At 38.3% G+C, this 14,959-nt stretch carries 17 protein-coding genes; 15 read left to right on the forward strand and 2 right to left on the reverse strand.

Annotated features, from left to right (window positions below; all coding sequences use genetic code 11):
- The first annotated feature begins 2 nt into the window (after positions 1-2).
- From NV377_RS16650 to NV377_RS16715, 14 genes are all read left to right on the forward strand, one after another.
- Entirely contained in the window at positions 3-824 is an 822-nt protein-coding gene (locus NV377_RS16650) for a LysM peptidoglycan-binding domain-containing protein (RefSeq protein ID WP_308860156.1), read from the forward strand.
- Complete coding sequence (locus tag NV377_RS16655) at positions 821-1,792, forward strand: XkdQ/YqbQ family protein (RefSeq protein ID WP_258201926.1); 972 nt, start codon at positions 821-823, stop codon at positions 1,790-1,792. Before NV377_RS16650 ends, NV377_RS16655 begins: the two co-directional genes overlap by 4 nt.
- Positions 1,793-2,095: a DUF2577 domain-containing protein gene (locus tag NV377_RS16660; protein ID WP_258201927.1), complete on the forward strand. Its 303-nt coding sequence runs from the start codon at positions 1,793-1,795 to the stop codon at positions 2,093-2,095. It abuts the gene before it with no gap.
- Positions 2,092-2,496, forward strand: coding sequence for a DUF2634 domain-containing protein (locus tag NV377_RS16665; protein WP_258201928.1), 405 nt, complete (start codon positions 2,092-2,094; stop codon positions 2,494-2,496). The genes NV377_RS16660 and NV377_RS16665 overlap by 4 nt, the downstream gene beginning before the upstream one ends.
- Entirely contained in the window at positions 2,489-3,526 is a 1,038-nt protein-coding gene (locus tag NV377_RS16670) for a baseplate J/gp47 family protein (protein WP_258201929.1), read from the forward strand. The genes NV377_RS16665 and NV377_RS16670 overlap by 8 nt, the downstream gene beginning before the upstream one ends.
- A 3-nt stretch (positions 3,527-3,529) precedes the next feature.
- The gene (locus tag NV377_RS16675; RefSeq protein WP_258201930.1) at positions 3,530-5,152 is read left to right on the forward strand and encodes a hypothetical protein; all 1,623 of its coding nucleotides are present in this window, start codon (positions 3,530-3,532) and stop codon (positions 5,150-5,152) included.
- Positions 5,152-5,769: a putative phage tail protein gene (locus tag NV377_RS16680; protein WP_258201931.1), complete on the forward strand. Its 618-nt coding sequence runs from the start codon at positions 5,152-5,154 to the stop codon at positions 5,767-5,769. Before NV377_RS16675 ends, NV377_RS16680 begins: the two co-directional genes overlap by 1 nt.
- Positions 5,770-5,772: 3 nt before the next feature.
- Positions 5,773-8,262, forward strand: coding sequence for a pyocin knob domain-containing protein (locus NV377_RS16685; RefSeq protein ID WP_258201932.1), 2,490 nt, complete (start codon positions 5,773-5,775; stop codon positions 8,260-8,262).
- Between the two features lie 13 nt (positions 8,263-8,275).
- Entirely contained in the window at positions 8,276-8,542 is a 267-nt protein-coding gene (locus NV377_RS16690; RefSeq protein WP_258201933.1) for a hypothetical protein, read from the forward strand.
- Entirely contained in the window at positions 8,542-8,667 is a 126-nt protein-coding gene (locus NV377_RS16695; protein WP_258201934.1) for a hypothetical protein, read from the forward strand. Before NV377_RS16690 ends, NV377_RS16695 begins: the two co-directional genes overlap by 1 nt.
- Before the next feature lie 62 nt (positions 8,668-8,729).
- Complete coding sequence (locus NV377_RS16700) at positions 8,730-9,221, forward strand: phage holin family protein (RefSeq protein ID WP_258201935.1); 492 nt, start codon at positions 8,730-8,732, stop codon at positions 9,219-9,221.
- Positions 9,208-9,912: a peptidoglycan recognition protein family protein gene (locus NV377_RS16705; protein WP_258201936.1), complete on the forward strand. Its 705-nt coding sequence runs from the start codon at positions 9,208-9,210 to the stop codon at positions 9,910-9,912. Before NV377_RS16700 ends, NV377_RS16705 begins: the two co-directional genes overlap by 14 nt.
- 300 nt (positions 9,913-10,212) lie before the next feature.
- Positions 10,213-11,259 carry a matrixin family metalloprotease gene (locus NV377_RS16710; RefSeq protein ID WP_258201937.1) on the forward strand — a complete coding sequence of 349 codons (1,047 nt, stop codon included), beginning with the start codon at positions 10,213-10,215 and terminating at the stop codon, positions 11,257-11,259.
- 157 nt (positions 11,260-11,416) lie between these two features.
- Positions 11,417-11,881: a hypothetical protein gene (locus tag NV377_RS16715; RefSeq protein ID WP_258201938.1), complete on the forward strand. Its 465-nt coding sequence runs from the start codon at positions 11,417-11,419 to the stop codon at positions 11,879-11,881.
- A gap of 55 nt (positions 11,882-11,936) precedes the next feature.
- On the opposite strand, the gene NV377_RS16720 is transcribed toward NV377_RS16715, so the two are convergent.
- Positions 11,937-12,275 (reverse strand): L,D-transpeptidase, encoded by a 339-nt coding sequence (locus NV377_RS16720; protein ID WP_258201939.1) that lies wholly within the window; start codon positions 12,273-12,275, stop codon positions 11,937-11,939.
- 132 nt (positions 12,276-12,407) lie between these two features.
- Positions 12,408-13,787: a stalk domain-containing protein gene (locus NV377_RS16725; protein ID WP_258201940.1), complete on the reverse strand. Its 1,380-nt coding sequence runs from the start codon at positions 13,785-13,787 to the stop codon at positions 12,408-12,410.
- A gap of 591 nt (positions 13,788-14,378) precedes the next feature.
- Here NV377_RS16725 and NV377_RS16730 point away from each other — a divergent pair.
- Positions 14,379-14,903 carry a hypothetical protein gene (locus NV377_RS16730; RefSeq protein ID WP_258201941.1) on the forward strand — a complete coding sequence of 175 codons (525 nt, stop codon included), beginning with the start codon at positions 14,379-14,381 and terminating at the stop codon, positions 14,901-14,903.
- Positions 14,904-14,959 lie beyond the last annotated feature (56 nt).

Here is a 14,959-nt window from a genome sequence, read left to right on the forward strand (position 1 = left end):
GATTGGAATTGAGAGTATATGGCGTACAATTAAGTTTTAATAATATGGAAGAAGTACTGCAATTTCCTATTAATCCTGCTTCTATCGAAATATCTGAGTCTGGACAAGGTAAAACTTACGATATATCTGGGCTTGGAGAAATTAATGTCATTAAAGACCGCAAGCTAACGGAGTATAGCTTTAGCGGTCTTTTTCCTGCTCAATGGTATCCTTTTGTCAGAGAAGATGAGTTTCTTAAAACAGAGGAAGCAACCTATAAGCGTCATCGGTTAGATGTTGAGAAAAATAAACAACTTCGCATTGATATGGAATCAAACAGTAGTCTAATGATTAATTTGGAACAATTCAAAATGCTTAACAATGTTGCTGAGCGTTATGACCCTCTTCATCCTAAACAGTATATTAACCTAATTGAAAAATGGATGGCTTCAAAACGACCTGTACGCTTTATCTTCAGCAGTAGTACGTATGATATTAATACAGCCGTAAGCATCGAATCTTTTCAATGGGAAGAATCTGCTGGCGGTGGTGGAGATATTGAGTATACGATCAAGCTTATGAAATACATTTTTTATAGTGCAAAGAAGATCATTACTGAAAAGACTAACGACGGTGGAACAGTTGAAATAAGCTCAAACGACAGTAGACCGAATGATAAACAGCAAGTTAAAACATATTCAATGATCGCTGGTGATTCTCTTTGGTCAGTAGCTAAAAAGCAATTAGGGAATGGTACACGATGGAAGGAAATACAGCAGCTAAATAATATTAAAGATTCAGACTTGAAAAGGCTACCTATAGGAAAGGTGCTGAAGTTGCCATGAATTTAAAAGTAGAGATTCATAATCGAGAGGGTAACAAGTGGGACGTAAGTAACATTGTTGAAGGTCTCTCATGGAAAACTACTCGTATTGGCACAGCTGGGACAATCAGCTTCACATTAGTAAAAGGGGCTATTTATCAATCGAAAGATTTTATGTATAGAAACGGTGATGGGGTTGCCATAGCCGTGGGCAATAATAAAGTTTTTTTTGGTTATATTTTTAGTATTGATGAGGGTAGAGACGAAGGTGTGAAGATAACAGCGTATGACCAAATTCGATATCTCATGAATACTGACACCTATGTATTTAAGGGTATAACCGCAACAGATGTCTTGAAACGAATTGCTAAGGATTTCAACCTTAAGCTCGGAGCAGTAGCAGATACTGAGTACAAAATTCCTGTAATGAGTGAAGACGGTCAGAAACTATTAGATATTATTTGTAAAGCAATCACCCTTACATTTTCCAATACAGGTCGAGATTATTGTCTATATGATGACTTTGGTTCCCTATGTTTACGAAATGTAGATGATGACCAACTTGATCTAATAATTGGTGATCGAAGCTTGATGTACGATTACAGTGTGCAAACTTCGATAGATAGCCAAACATACAACCAAATCAAGTTATATAAAGACAATAAAGATACTGGTAAACGTGAAATTTACATGTATAAGGACAGCGTGAATATTAAACGATGGGGATTGTTACAGCTGTATCAAAGTATTGAGGAAGAAGCCAATACCGCACAAATTACTGAATTGCTGGACTCACTGTCTACCATTCATAATCGAGAAACAAAATCATTAAAGGTAAATGCAATCGGAGATATTAGAATTCGAGCGGGTATGCGAGTTAGAATTCTAATAGCTGAGTATGGGGTAGATCAGGCTTTGCTCGTTGACGAATGTTCACATAATTTTGATGGGGCAGATCATACAATGTCGCTAGATTTGAGGGTGGTATAAATGACCGATTTATTAAGTACAGTGAAACAGGCTGCCATGGCCGCTATAGCAGCGAGTAATCCAGTTACCATGATGTATGGAGTTGTAACGAATACAAATCCACTAGAAGTAAACGTAGATCAACGGTTTACACTTCCAGTGGATTTTTTAGTAGTTCCAGAATCATTAACTGAGAATAAATTAGTTATCGGCGGGACGTCTTATATCGTTCGTGAGGGATTAAAGGTAGGAGATAAACTACTATTATTACGTGTTCAAGGTGGTCAACAGTTCATTATTCTGGATCGAGTGGTGAGTCCATGATACCTGAAATTGGAGCGAGTCAAGTAGATAACGGACTAGTACAACGACAGCAGCCCTCTTTAACTTGGAAGCTTGATTTGGAAAAAGGAAAGATTACAGGTAAAACGGATGGACTTGATGCCGTAAAACAAGCAGTATTGAAGTCGTTACAAACTGATCGATTTTGGTACGATATTTATAGCTTTGATTATGGTCATGAGTTAAAGCTAATCATAGGTAGTCAGCCACAATTTGTTACGTCAGAAGTAACGCGAATGATTAATGAAGCACTGTTGATCGATGATCGCATTACAGCAGTTAAAAATGTAGAAACAAGTATTTCAGGTGATGGGATAATCATTCGATTTACGGTTACTTCGATATATGGCAGTTTTGAAGGAGTGGTTACAAGCAATGTATGAACATATGACCTTTGATAATATTTTGAATCGTATGCTTGCTAGAGTAGCTGGAACAATTGATAAACGTGAGGGGAGCGTTATCTATGATGCTTGTGCTCCAGCAGCAGCTGAACTTGCCCAGATGTATATTGATTTGGATGTACATCTAAATCTTGTGTTTGCTAGTACTTCGAGCGGAGAGTATTTAGAATTGCGAACACGCGATTTTGGAATCTCGAGACAGCCCGCAACTACTGCTCAACGTAAGGGGGTATTCCATTCTTCTAATAATGTATTGATGGATGTTCTAATTGGCAGTAGATATAGTGATGGTGAATTAACTTATGTTGTTCGAGAAAAACTGGCAACTGGTGAATTTATTTTAGAGTGTGAAGTACATGGTGTGGTCGGTAATCAATATTTCGGTTCTATTATCCCTATCGATTATATAGTTGGCTTGGTAAAGGCGGAACTAGTAGACATTCTTGTACTAGGTGAAAACGTAGAGAGCGATGAAGTACTTCGAGAGCGTTATTTGCATCGAGTGCGTAACCCTTCAAGTGGAGGGAATGCTGCTGATTACCAAGAGTGGGCATTAAAAGTAGCAGGGGTTGGCGGTGTGAAAATACATCCGCTCTGGAATGGAAATGGAACGGTAAAAGTAGTGATTGTAGATAGTAATAAAGAACCTGCAAGTTCTGTACTAGTGACAGAGACTGCAACTTACATTGAGAGTGTTCGTCCTATCGGTGCGGATGTAACAGTAGTATCAGCTACAGCTAAGCTTATTACGGTAAGCTCAGAAATTACACTGGCAACAGGGTATACACTTCAGGCAGTTACAGATGCAGTAACCAAATCATTGAATAACTTCTTTCGCGGCATATCCTTTACGACGAGTTACGTCAGTGTTGCCCAGATCGGTTTGTTATTATTAAGTGTTCCTGGAGTAATTGATTACTCGAACTTAATGCTAAACGGAAAAAGTATGAACGTGGCATTGAACGAAGAGGAAATACCGAAGCTTAATAGCGTACTCTTGGAGGTGTAGCAAATGGGTGCTCGAAGTTTCAAAGATAAGTTAAACAAACGTCCTGATGGGAGTAATTACACAATTGAAGAGCCAATAATTCTGGTGGATGGGAAATTTGAAGGTCTATTGACGCATGACAATATTGGTAATAGCTCTGTCAAAGTTTACACAGATTCAAATTTTACAGGGGACGAAATCACAAACTTCGTCGTATCAATCCCATCAAATTCACCTTGGCGGCGGAGTATTAGAGTTTATGCTGATGTACCAAAGGTTTACGTAACTTATCAGACCCCTGGAGATCAAGTAGATGCGGACGATATTAACTTTATTCAGAATGTAATCGTAGAGGCAGAAACTAGTTTATCGAATGCACTTCTTTTAAAGGCAGACAAAGATACGACTTATACGAAAACTGAAACAGACAAACGGATTGAAAATATTATTGGTTCCGCGCCTGAGGCACTGGATACATTAGTAGAAATAGCAGAGGCATTAAATAATGACCCTAATTTTGCTGCGACGATTACATTGCAACTATCTAGTAAAGTAGAAAAGATTGCAGGAAAATCGTTATCTACGGAGGATTATAGCACAGTGGAAAAAGCTAAGTTGGCCGGTATTACATCAGGTGCTAACAACTATGTACATCCTTCAACACACCCGCCGACAATGATAGTACAAGACGAGGGTAACCGTTTTGTGACAGACGCAGATAAAGCAGCATGGAATGCAAAAGAGACTATAGAAGGATCACAGGCAAAAGCAACAGCAGTGCAAACGAGTCTAACAACACATTCCAATGATGCGGTGAAACACATTACAGCAACTGAGCGCACTGCATGGAATGCGAAGGAGACGCCAGAAGGATCACAGGCAAAAGCAACAGCAGTGCAAACGAGTCTAACAACACATGCGAATGATGCAGTGAAACACATTACAGATGCTGAGCGCACTGCATGGAATGCGAAAGAAACTATTACAGGATCACAGGCAAAAGTAGATGCTCTAGCCAATCGCACAGATAATCCGCATGCTGTGACCAAAGCGCAAGTCGGATTATCAAATGTTAATAACTATGATATTTCATCACAAGTAGAAGCCGAAGCTGGAACCTCAAACGTCAAATATATGACTCCGTTAAGAACGGTGCAAGCTATTCAAAAGCAAATTAGTGGAATAGGCGGCGGAGACATGCTTAAAAGTGTCTACGATTCGAACAATAACGGCAAGGTTGACCAGTCTGAATCTGCTGATTCTGTCCCATGGACGGGGGTTAGTGGTAAACCAACTACGTTTACGTCTGCACCACATGAACATTCACTTCTACAAAGGACTGATGATCGAGATCGTAAACCAATAGATACTACAAAAGGATCTGTTGAATTTGTTTTTACTTCATTAAATGGTATGACAGGGGCTAGCGGTGGTGCTTACCAAGACATGCTAGTATTGAATGCCTATACGGATGCTAGTGGTGGAAAGGTCAACGCGCTAGTACTTGATAAGTCTGCTATGACCATTAGACATTATCAGGAAGAACAAAATGCTACATCATGGGGAAATGCTAGAGTGCTTGCCTATACAGATGAAGTAATGTCAAAGGGACCGGTAACTTGGGGCCAATTGAGAGGTGATTCATAATGTCTTACGGAGAGTCTATGTACGGTGCAATCACGTTTGGGGATAATGATGATCCTAATTCTCAAAAAGAAACTCTGTCCATAGATTTGATGGACTATTTACCATATTATTGGAGAGATATTCGAGATATGGTAGAGTTACAAGCTACACTAGGAGAAGAATTGAAATTGTCGCAGTCTGCATTAGCGGAGTTGAATACTCAAGCATTTTTAACTACTGCTACATGGGGACTCGAACATTGGGAGCGGGAATTTGGCTTAATAACCGATCCGTCTATGTCCGATCCTTGGCGTCGTGAAATACTCATGGCAAAAATTCGTGGACACGGTACGGTAACCAAACAAATGATTATATCTGCAGCCATCGCCTTTTCAGGAGGTGATGTAGAGATTGAAGAGTATCAGAGTGAATCTCGCTTTGTAGTGAGATTTATTGGTATGCTTGGCATCCCTGCGAATATGGCAGGTTTTATTGCGATGCTAGAACAAATGAAACCAGCACATCTATCATATAGTTTTGATTATTCTTATACGACTTGGGATAAATTGAAAGAGATGACGTGGGCTAATGCAGGTCTGATGAATTGGGGCCAATTAAGAACATATGAAGGGGGTTAATCAATGCAACTAACAACTAATCTTAAATTAAAAAAGCCTGAAATTGCAGATGCGGTGAACATTGACGATTTGAATAGTAATGCTGATACGATCGACACAGAAGTCGCTAAGATAGCTTCAACTAGTCAAGCGGGTCGTATGTCTACTACGGATAAAACAAAACTAGATGGGATTCAAGCAGGTGCTCAGGTTAATGCGGTAACTTCCGTTGCGAGTAGGACTGGGGCAGTGACTCTTTCAAAAACTGATGTGGGGCTTAGTAGTGTTGATAATGCTAAGCAAGCGACTAAAACCGAGTTTGATGGTCACGTAGCTGATGAAGTCAAGCATATCACTGCAGCAGAGAGAACTAGTTGGAATGCAAAGGCATCTACAGCGGCGGCAACGTCTAGCGCAGCGGGGTTGATGGCCGCTGTAGATAAGAGCAAGCTAGATGGCATTGCTGCAGGGGCGAATAACTATGTACATCCAGCAAATCATCCAGCATCAATCATTACACAAGATGCAAGTAATAGATTTGTAACTGATGCTGAAAAGGCTGCTTGGAACGCTAAAGCCTCTACAGGAGTGGTAACGACAAGTGTAGCTGGTTTGATGGCAGCAGCAGATAAGAGCAAGCTAGATGGTATTGCTACAGGAGCTAATAACTATATACATCCAGCTACTCATTCACCTTCAATAATTTCTCAAGACGCAAACAATAGGTTTGTAACTGATGCCGAGAGAATAGTTTGGAACAATAAAGCTTCTACTGATTTTGTTCAATCGGAAATAGACAATAAGTCCGTTAAGAAAGAAATTGTATTGCCTCTTAACACTGATTTAGATAATGTGGTTAGTACTGGATTTTATCGATTGCAAAGTGGGAACCTAAACGCACCGGTCGGCTCTGACTGGAGTCAAATGATTGTTTCCCATGCAGGCGGCGATACTGTAGGGCAAATGATTCTTGGTCATGGCTCAGGAAGTATGTATGTAAGAACAGGCAATCCACCAGCTGCAGGAGGAACAGGAGTTTGGACTATTTGGAGACGAGTCGAGTTCAAGAATGATGTTTTCCAAGCCTACCCTCATATAGATCAAAGTACTGTTTGGTTGAATTCTCCAGACTTTCCTAGCGCTGGTTTGGCAGGGTTTACTGCTAACTTCATAAGTAGCATAGATACGGTTATAACTCACATAGCTATCAATAACGTTAAGTACCCAGTGTCTAATGAGGGAGAAGGTACCGTAAGCCTAGTAAACAACGGAACATATGCATTTGTTTGGTCTCACGGTTATTTTTTTCTACGTAGCGGTGGAGGAGGTGGAAAGTTAAATGTGTATACGGGTGCTACTGAGCCTATCAAGAAGGAAGGAGTCTGGATACGAAGTGCAATTACTAAGGGTGATGTAATATCGGACGATAGCTTATACGCTAATGGTAGTTGGTACAATGGTCCTCTAGTCGTCACTGTTCCTATTACTGGCGGCAGCGCAAGTTCTATAGGTGCTAATACGATGGTTGACGTGGACGGGAGTGTTTATCATCTGCTTTCGAGTAGTACCAGCAGCAGTGGTGGTGTTGGATTATTTTCAAGATACAATAAAGCTAATAACACATGGACTACTTTAACGCCTCCGAGCGGACTGGCACACATGGGTGCTAACCAAGCGCATATGGTCCATTATATGGGTGCTATCTTTGTGATAGGTTATTATCGACCTACAACAGTTCTTAAATATACAATAGCCACCAATATATGGACTACGTTGGCGAATGTGTCATATAGTCCGGAATTAGCGAGTAAAGTTGTTATCGATGACAAGATATATTTTATACAAGCCGGTTCCAGTACTAGTCAAGTTTTCAATATGAGTACAAACACCTTTTCAGTTATCAGATCTGTCTCAGGAAGTGGTACTAAACTGTTTATAGCTTTGATTGGCGGGTTTATTTACTCTGTCGCCTACGGATCAACCCAAGTTAATAAATACACCATTGCCACCAATCTGTGGGAGATAGCATCATTCACAAGTAGCGCTAACTATTTAACAGGTAGTAGTGGATTAGTTCAGATTGGTAACGACGTTTACTTTATATTAAACGTCGCTTCTACACGAGGATTATATAAGGCAACTGTTACAGGCTCTTCAATAACCGCCGTCAAAATAGTGGATATGCCTGAAGCCGAAAGTTATTTTAATATTTTTTTCACAGACAACAGTTTGTGGTGCTTCAAAGCTTCAACCACGACGAACAGTGTAGTTCATATAGCAAGCCGACTCATGTTAAACTCCAAACCATATAAGTTGAACTCCATCATATTTATGCGATCAAGCGAAAGTGGCGGTGTCTATAATGCGGAATTGGTTAGTTCTAAAGCGTTTACCGGAGTAAATTCTCGACTACTATCCTGGTTTGACGACGTTGGTTATTATAACGGTTCAAATGTTCTTTTAAGTTTACCTACTTATATTGGTAATGGTTCGGCTTGGGTTCAAATAAAATAGAGGAGTGAATGAAATGAATTTAACTTACAGATTAGAAGGTATCGGTTATGTAATTATGAACCATGGGGTTGACTGGTTTATTCAGGACACTTATGTTCCTTTCCCAAGAGAAACAATTGAAGAATCAGCACAGGCGCATATCGATGATATCATTGCAAAAGCACAAGAAGCGGTACAAGAAGCAATTACCATTGAGCAATTACAGCAACAGATATTATCTCAACAAGAACAAATTGACGCACTAGTGTTAGCTCAGTTGATGCAAGGAGGTAGTCTATAATGTACGATACACTTAAACGCTTGTATGGAAATCAACAATTAGATGAAACAGGGTTACGCAGATCCGTTAACTTGAATTGGACCAACTCACAGCAGTTTACTGAGATTAGCGAAATTGTATATTGATTATGTGAATAGACCCTATTAGGTCTTTTTTTATTGCCGAAAATTAGGAATGAGGGAAAGTGATGAACAAAGAAACAGCGTTTTGGGGAGCTGTTGGTGCGATAGCCATTCCAGTATTTGAATTTATGTATGGAGCAGGTGAGGCAGTGATGATTGCAGTGATTGCATTAGCATTTTTTGTCGGCATGGATTGGATCACTGGTTCGAGAGCTGCTAAGAAAGACAATAGTTATTTAAGTAAGTACGGGATAGATGGAGTATTCCGTACTTTTTTTATGCTTCTGCTACCTGCAGGTGGTCATTTGCTAGATTTACTATTTAACTTACCTGGCATATTATTCGGTGTATTAGTAGCGGGACTGCTATATCATGTGATTAACTCCATGGTTGCAAATGCGATTAGAGCAGGCTGGGGCGATTGGCTTCCTCTTGCAGCATTGGAAACATTACTTAAATGGGTAGGTAGTGAAATGGATAAGAAGATCCAACGTGCAGCCGATCGCGGTGGAAATACAACGCTAACAGATTCACGTGATACCGATGCAAATCGTTGATCTAAGAGGTAAACTACCTGTCCACAAAACAAAGAAATACAACATTCGTAAAGCCAGTGATATTCGCTCACTGGCTATTCATCATTCCTTGACGCTAAGTGGATCAGCTCAAGCATTTGCTACTTATCACGTTAATACAAATGGGTGGCCAGGTATCGCATACACATACGTGATTGATAAGAATGGCACCATCAATCAATGCCTAGATCATACAACTATTGGCTATCACGTAGGTAACAGTAACAAGCATGCCTTAGGTATTTGTATGGTCGGAGATTTTAGGACGCAAATTCCTACGGAATCTCAATACAAGTCGGTACTAGAACTTGTTAGATGGCTACAGTACCAATTGCCGAATGCAACAAACGTATTAGGTCATAGTCAATACCCAGGTTATTCATGGAAAGCTTGTCCAGTTATTAGCATGGATAAATTAAGATTGAATGTAGTGAAGGGAGATGACGTAGATATGACTGAGGCAGAACGTAAGGAAATAGACTCATTAAAGCAGCTAGTATCAGCACAAGCAAACACCATTCGATTATTTGAGAAGCAAGTAGCTCAGATAGATCCGCCGAAGTGGTTCGTTAGTGAGTTCGGATCTGAGTTTATCAAGAAAAAAATGAGCAATCCACAAATGACACTTGAAGGTTGGCGATCAGTGGCAATTGCGCTACGAGCAAGTAAATAGGGCGAACAATCCCCCTCTGCTAATTGGTAGAGGGGAATTTACTCAAATAAGTTATTCAAGAAAGCTATAATTACATAATTGAATTAAATCTTGATTTAAATATTTCTTTTTTAAATAGAAGAAACACATTGAAAATCGTAACAATCAAGTTTGAAATTTACAAATCAACGATATGCTGGCACAACAGCAGAGTGTAATTTGTATAGTGAAAAGTAAAATATTCGAAAAAGTAAAAGGTTATTGGATAAGTGTGGAGAATTATAGTTTGAGTAGTTAAATTATAATTCGAAGGGTGATGTAATGAGTAACATCAAAAGCAAAAAGAAGAAGTTATTGTCTGGTTCCTTTTCCGTGTTACTAGGACTTACGCTATTAGTTAGCAGTTCGTCAGTGTCAGCAACAGTTAATACATTTGGAAAATGGTCAAATAGAACACAGACTATGTATGCTGTAACTACTGCTTCACAAACTCATTGGAGTAATGGAGCAGCGAAATGGAAAAACAGCACAAATTATAATATATCGGTTGCTTCAGGTTTGAATTCAACTTACTATTCTCAAGATGTCAACAAATCTGATGTTGATTGGGATGGACTTTGCACTTTTACAGTAAATAATGGAATAATCAGTAAAGCGATTTTGAATCTTAATACTTATTATACTTCTCAAAGCAAATATACGAGTAGTATTATTGCAGGGGTTACTGGTCATGAAATAGGTCATTCATTAGGTTTAGAACATACATCTGTTGTTGAGACTTCTTCTATTATGCATCCGTACACATTTAATAGTAATGGTACTATTGAAAGAGCGCTAAATCCATCTGCTTCAGATAAGACAGTGGTGAATAACTTATATCCTTTATCAAAGTTAGCGGCCAATCGAGTGGATCTCGGGCTATCATCTGAGGATATATCAATTCATTTAGAGCCTTCATGGGCTGTTTATTATGAGGATGAAGCTGCTCTAATGAAAGCAGCAGATCTGGTCATTAGAGGCAGAGTAGCTGAAAAAATAGGTAATAAAGCAGCTAAAGGTAATTATAGTAATTACAATACGCTCGTTAACATTCAAGTTTCAGATGTTATTAAAGGTACTAAGATGGTTGGAGAAAATATTGCTATGTCTCAAATGGGCGGGACCGATGGAAAAGTTGAAGTCTATTCCGATTCGTCTACTCATTTGAAGGAAAAACAAGAGGTACTACTATTTTTACGTCAATCAAGTGATGGTACATTTAGACCTATTAATGAGGATGATAGTATTTTCTTACTTGAAGATGGCGGATATCATAATATAGCCGATCAACAATTGATAAATGAAAAGAAAATATTATCTAATTTATAATTTCACTCAACAGAAGCAGAAAATAATGATGGATATTATTTTAAGTATTATGAATATGAAGTTTCCCTTGTAGCAGTATCAAGGGATCTTCTTTTTTTTGGAAATATTTAAAACAAATTCAAGTCTATTAACGTTTATATAGACGAGGTGAATGTATATGAAACAATTATTAGTGATATTATCTATCATATTGCTTTGTGCTTGTTCGAGCGGTAATAATTCTATAAATGATTCGACATTTACAGCAGAATTAATGTCGACCCCGACTTTATTTGGAAAACAAATCCGGTCAATTGACTCAGAACCCAATCTAACACCAGAACAAACTAGCGGTGTAATAGAAGTGAAAAGGTTTGCAGATTTTCCGTTTCCACTAGTGAGATGGAACAATCAAATATATAGAGTAACTTCGGATGAAGTGTTAGAAATTGGTAGTGAGATTGGAGAAATTGTTACTCGATTAACTAGTGAAAACTACGAACAGTCGGATAATTCTTCTAATTCTTTTAATAAAGGAACTAAATTGTGGTCTATTAAAGGAATCGATACAACAGAGGCAATTGCAGTTCAGAGAACTGAAGATGTCTATATTAAACTTGTAGCATATACCCCTTCAAAGTAACTTAGACAACATAGAAAAAGCACGCTCACAATAATTTGAGCGTGCTTTTACATTCTTACTGTCTAATCGTAACATTTGTACCAATAGGCACAATTTGTGCTAATTGGATGACATCTGAATTGAACATTCTAATGCAACCATGAGAAACCTCGTGTCCAATTGATGAAGGGTCGTTTGTTCCATGGATGCCATAATGTGGTCTAGATAACCCCATCCAAAAAGCACCAAATGGCCCTCCTGGATTTGGTTGCTTATTGATAATTGTGTAAGTTCCTTCTGGAGTCTGAGTTAACATTTTTCCTATTCCTACTGGAAATCCATTAACTACTGTATTTTGGTCTAACAAGTACAGCATTCGATCAGAAAGATCAATAATAATTCGATAATTTGGCATCGTTATTCGCCTCCTTATACTTTCGCATGACATCATATCATTAGAGATAATAAGTCGCAGCGGAAGCATGATGTTTATAGTCATACAGTGTATGACTATAAGGGCGAAGTTGATTAGGCGGAGATAAGTTTGCTAATTAGAATTAGATGACTCAATAATTGCAGTCCAATTGTCGGCTTCCCATCTGACTTTAGCACCTAAAGCCTCGCTAACAAAACGGAGAGGTACAAATGTGGAACCATTTTCAAGGTAGGGAGCAACCGAAAGCGTAAATGCCTTACCGTCAATTGTTGCAAGTGTTGTACCTACATATAATACAATGTTGGTATTGTCTTTCTTAATAGTAACTGTTCCCGAATAATCTGGCTTTGCGCTAGCACCACTAGAGTTAGTAATAGAAGCTGGAGCTGTTTCCCACTTTAAATCCGCTCCCATATTTTCTAATACTCCACGTAGTGGGATGAATGTCGTTCCTTTAATTACTTTTGCCTTTGGGTTAACATCAATGTATCTACCATCAAGGCGAATGCCAATATCTGTGCTACTGAATTTTCTAGGTGCCGATTCAATGTCATTGGGAATAGTAGGTGTTGTTGGAATACCTGCCGTTGTGAAAGACCATGTTTGATCCTCTATAGTAGCTGTATATTGTTCTCCTGGAGACAGTGGCTTCATCGGTATAATTAACCAGAACTTTAAGTTGTAAGTGCTATCTAATGCCGTATGAGAATCTTTATTAATAACTAAGTCAACGTTATTTCCTTTGCTATCTTTTAATGTTGCGTCTATGTTATTAGATTCACTTAAAGCTCGATAGGTTAGTATGAAACCTGAGGTATCAATGTCTAATTCAGATAAAGGATTTGGGCTCTCGGATGGTCCATAAAACGAAACAGGTACGTTCGTTTGACCGTTGTAAGGATAAACTACGGTATCGATATTTTGCCCTTCTAAGTAATATTCCGCTACGAAAATATCATTATTAAGAAATGCACCTATATATAATAGATTAGGATCTAATAACGGATCTCTATGATAAGGTGCGGATATTAACCAGTTAATTGAATTTGTTGAAGATGTAAAACCATAAGTATATCCCTCGTTGTAAGAGTATCTAGCATTACCAGTTAAAGCTTCTATCGCTCCCGCACTGATCAACCTATCTCCTACACTTGAACCAGTAAACCCTTTATTCGCACTGTCTTCACTATGACCTCTAGTATTGTTGAGGACAAGGTAATTTGCATGATTTTCTGCTGCTTTAGTTAGATATGGGTCCAAGCTTACTTTCTGTAGACCCACCGATTCTCGGATAGAGTTGAGTCTATCTAGAGCTTCAACTGTAGATTTCTCGTAGAAATAATCGCCTACCTTAATAGTTGAATTTGTAATTGATGCTACCTGTACAGGTGAATTATGTACTGTTGCTGCTAAAATTGATTGCCCTCCTAAAATTAAAGACAATGACATTATTACGGCTGTAGTCTTAACAAGATGTTTTTTTCTCTTCACTTTTTCTATATACCTCCAGAATCTTAATTATGGTGCAAAATAATTACCTAATATGCACCATAATTATCTAATTTCGACAAAATTGATAGTACTTCCTGCTTTAAAGTAAACTAGAATTATCAGCGTTTCCGTATGCAAGAGGCGATATTTTATAATATTTGAATTTTATATTTTAATAAGATAATTGGAAACATCAGAACAGCCATCTGAAAAAAGTAATCATCAATCTTGGGATGTATACGAGTAATTCAAGAGTTATTTCTAACCAAAATGAATCACGAATGTCACGTTGCTTATCGCGTTTCATAACTAATCCCTCCTTTACATAAATCATACGAATTTACTAATATTAGGTTCCTATAATATTACACGAGAGAATAACAACTTGAAGGTAAGAATTCTAGGTGAATAAATCTCAATTAATAACTATTAAATGAAAGATAACCTTATAAATAGCCTCGATACCTTATATTGAAGCTTATTTTCTATGTAGTAATATATTGAATGACTTGTCATTATTTGAAATATTGCATAAGATAAGATGATATGCTTATACAACATTGAAAATGAGTCAAAAGGTGGTCAAGTAGAATGAGCTACAGATATAGAGATTCGGGCAGCGATAAGCATACGAATAATAGAGACGGCAACAAGATGAACGCATCTACTAATCCTAATATAAAAAAACAGCTGACTAATCCCTGGGAAAAGCAGATGCAGAATGGGATGGAGCTAGCCTTACTACAAAAGATACATGCTCAAACGATGATAGTAGGTTTATTGAGATATAAAGGTGAGACGAAAGGTATTAGATTTTTTGATCCGACAAAAGGAAAGTTCATTGATGTAGCTCCTTGGCACCTGAACTCATTTGCTATGAGTAAGTTACAGCTCATGGGTGTTAGGCACATTGAATTATTGCGTCATGAAGCGGGAGAGGCGCTAGGGACAGTCCTTATTGAATATTTAACGCATCATGAATTAGCAGGCTATTATCGAGCGAATCGAATGATTCCGAATGATCTAGCTCAGGCACTTAGTTCAATTACTAGATATATGGATGATCTAGCCTATCAGCAATTAATATCTCAAATAGTAGAAGAAAACAAAGGCTAATGAAAGTATTATGTTAGCTGAAGTCTATATTAGAGCCTCATGTAGGACTCAATAAG

The organism is Paenibacillus endoradicis, from assembly GCF_024721975.1.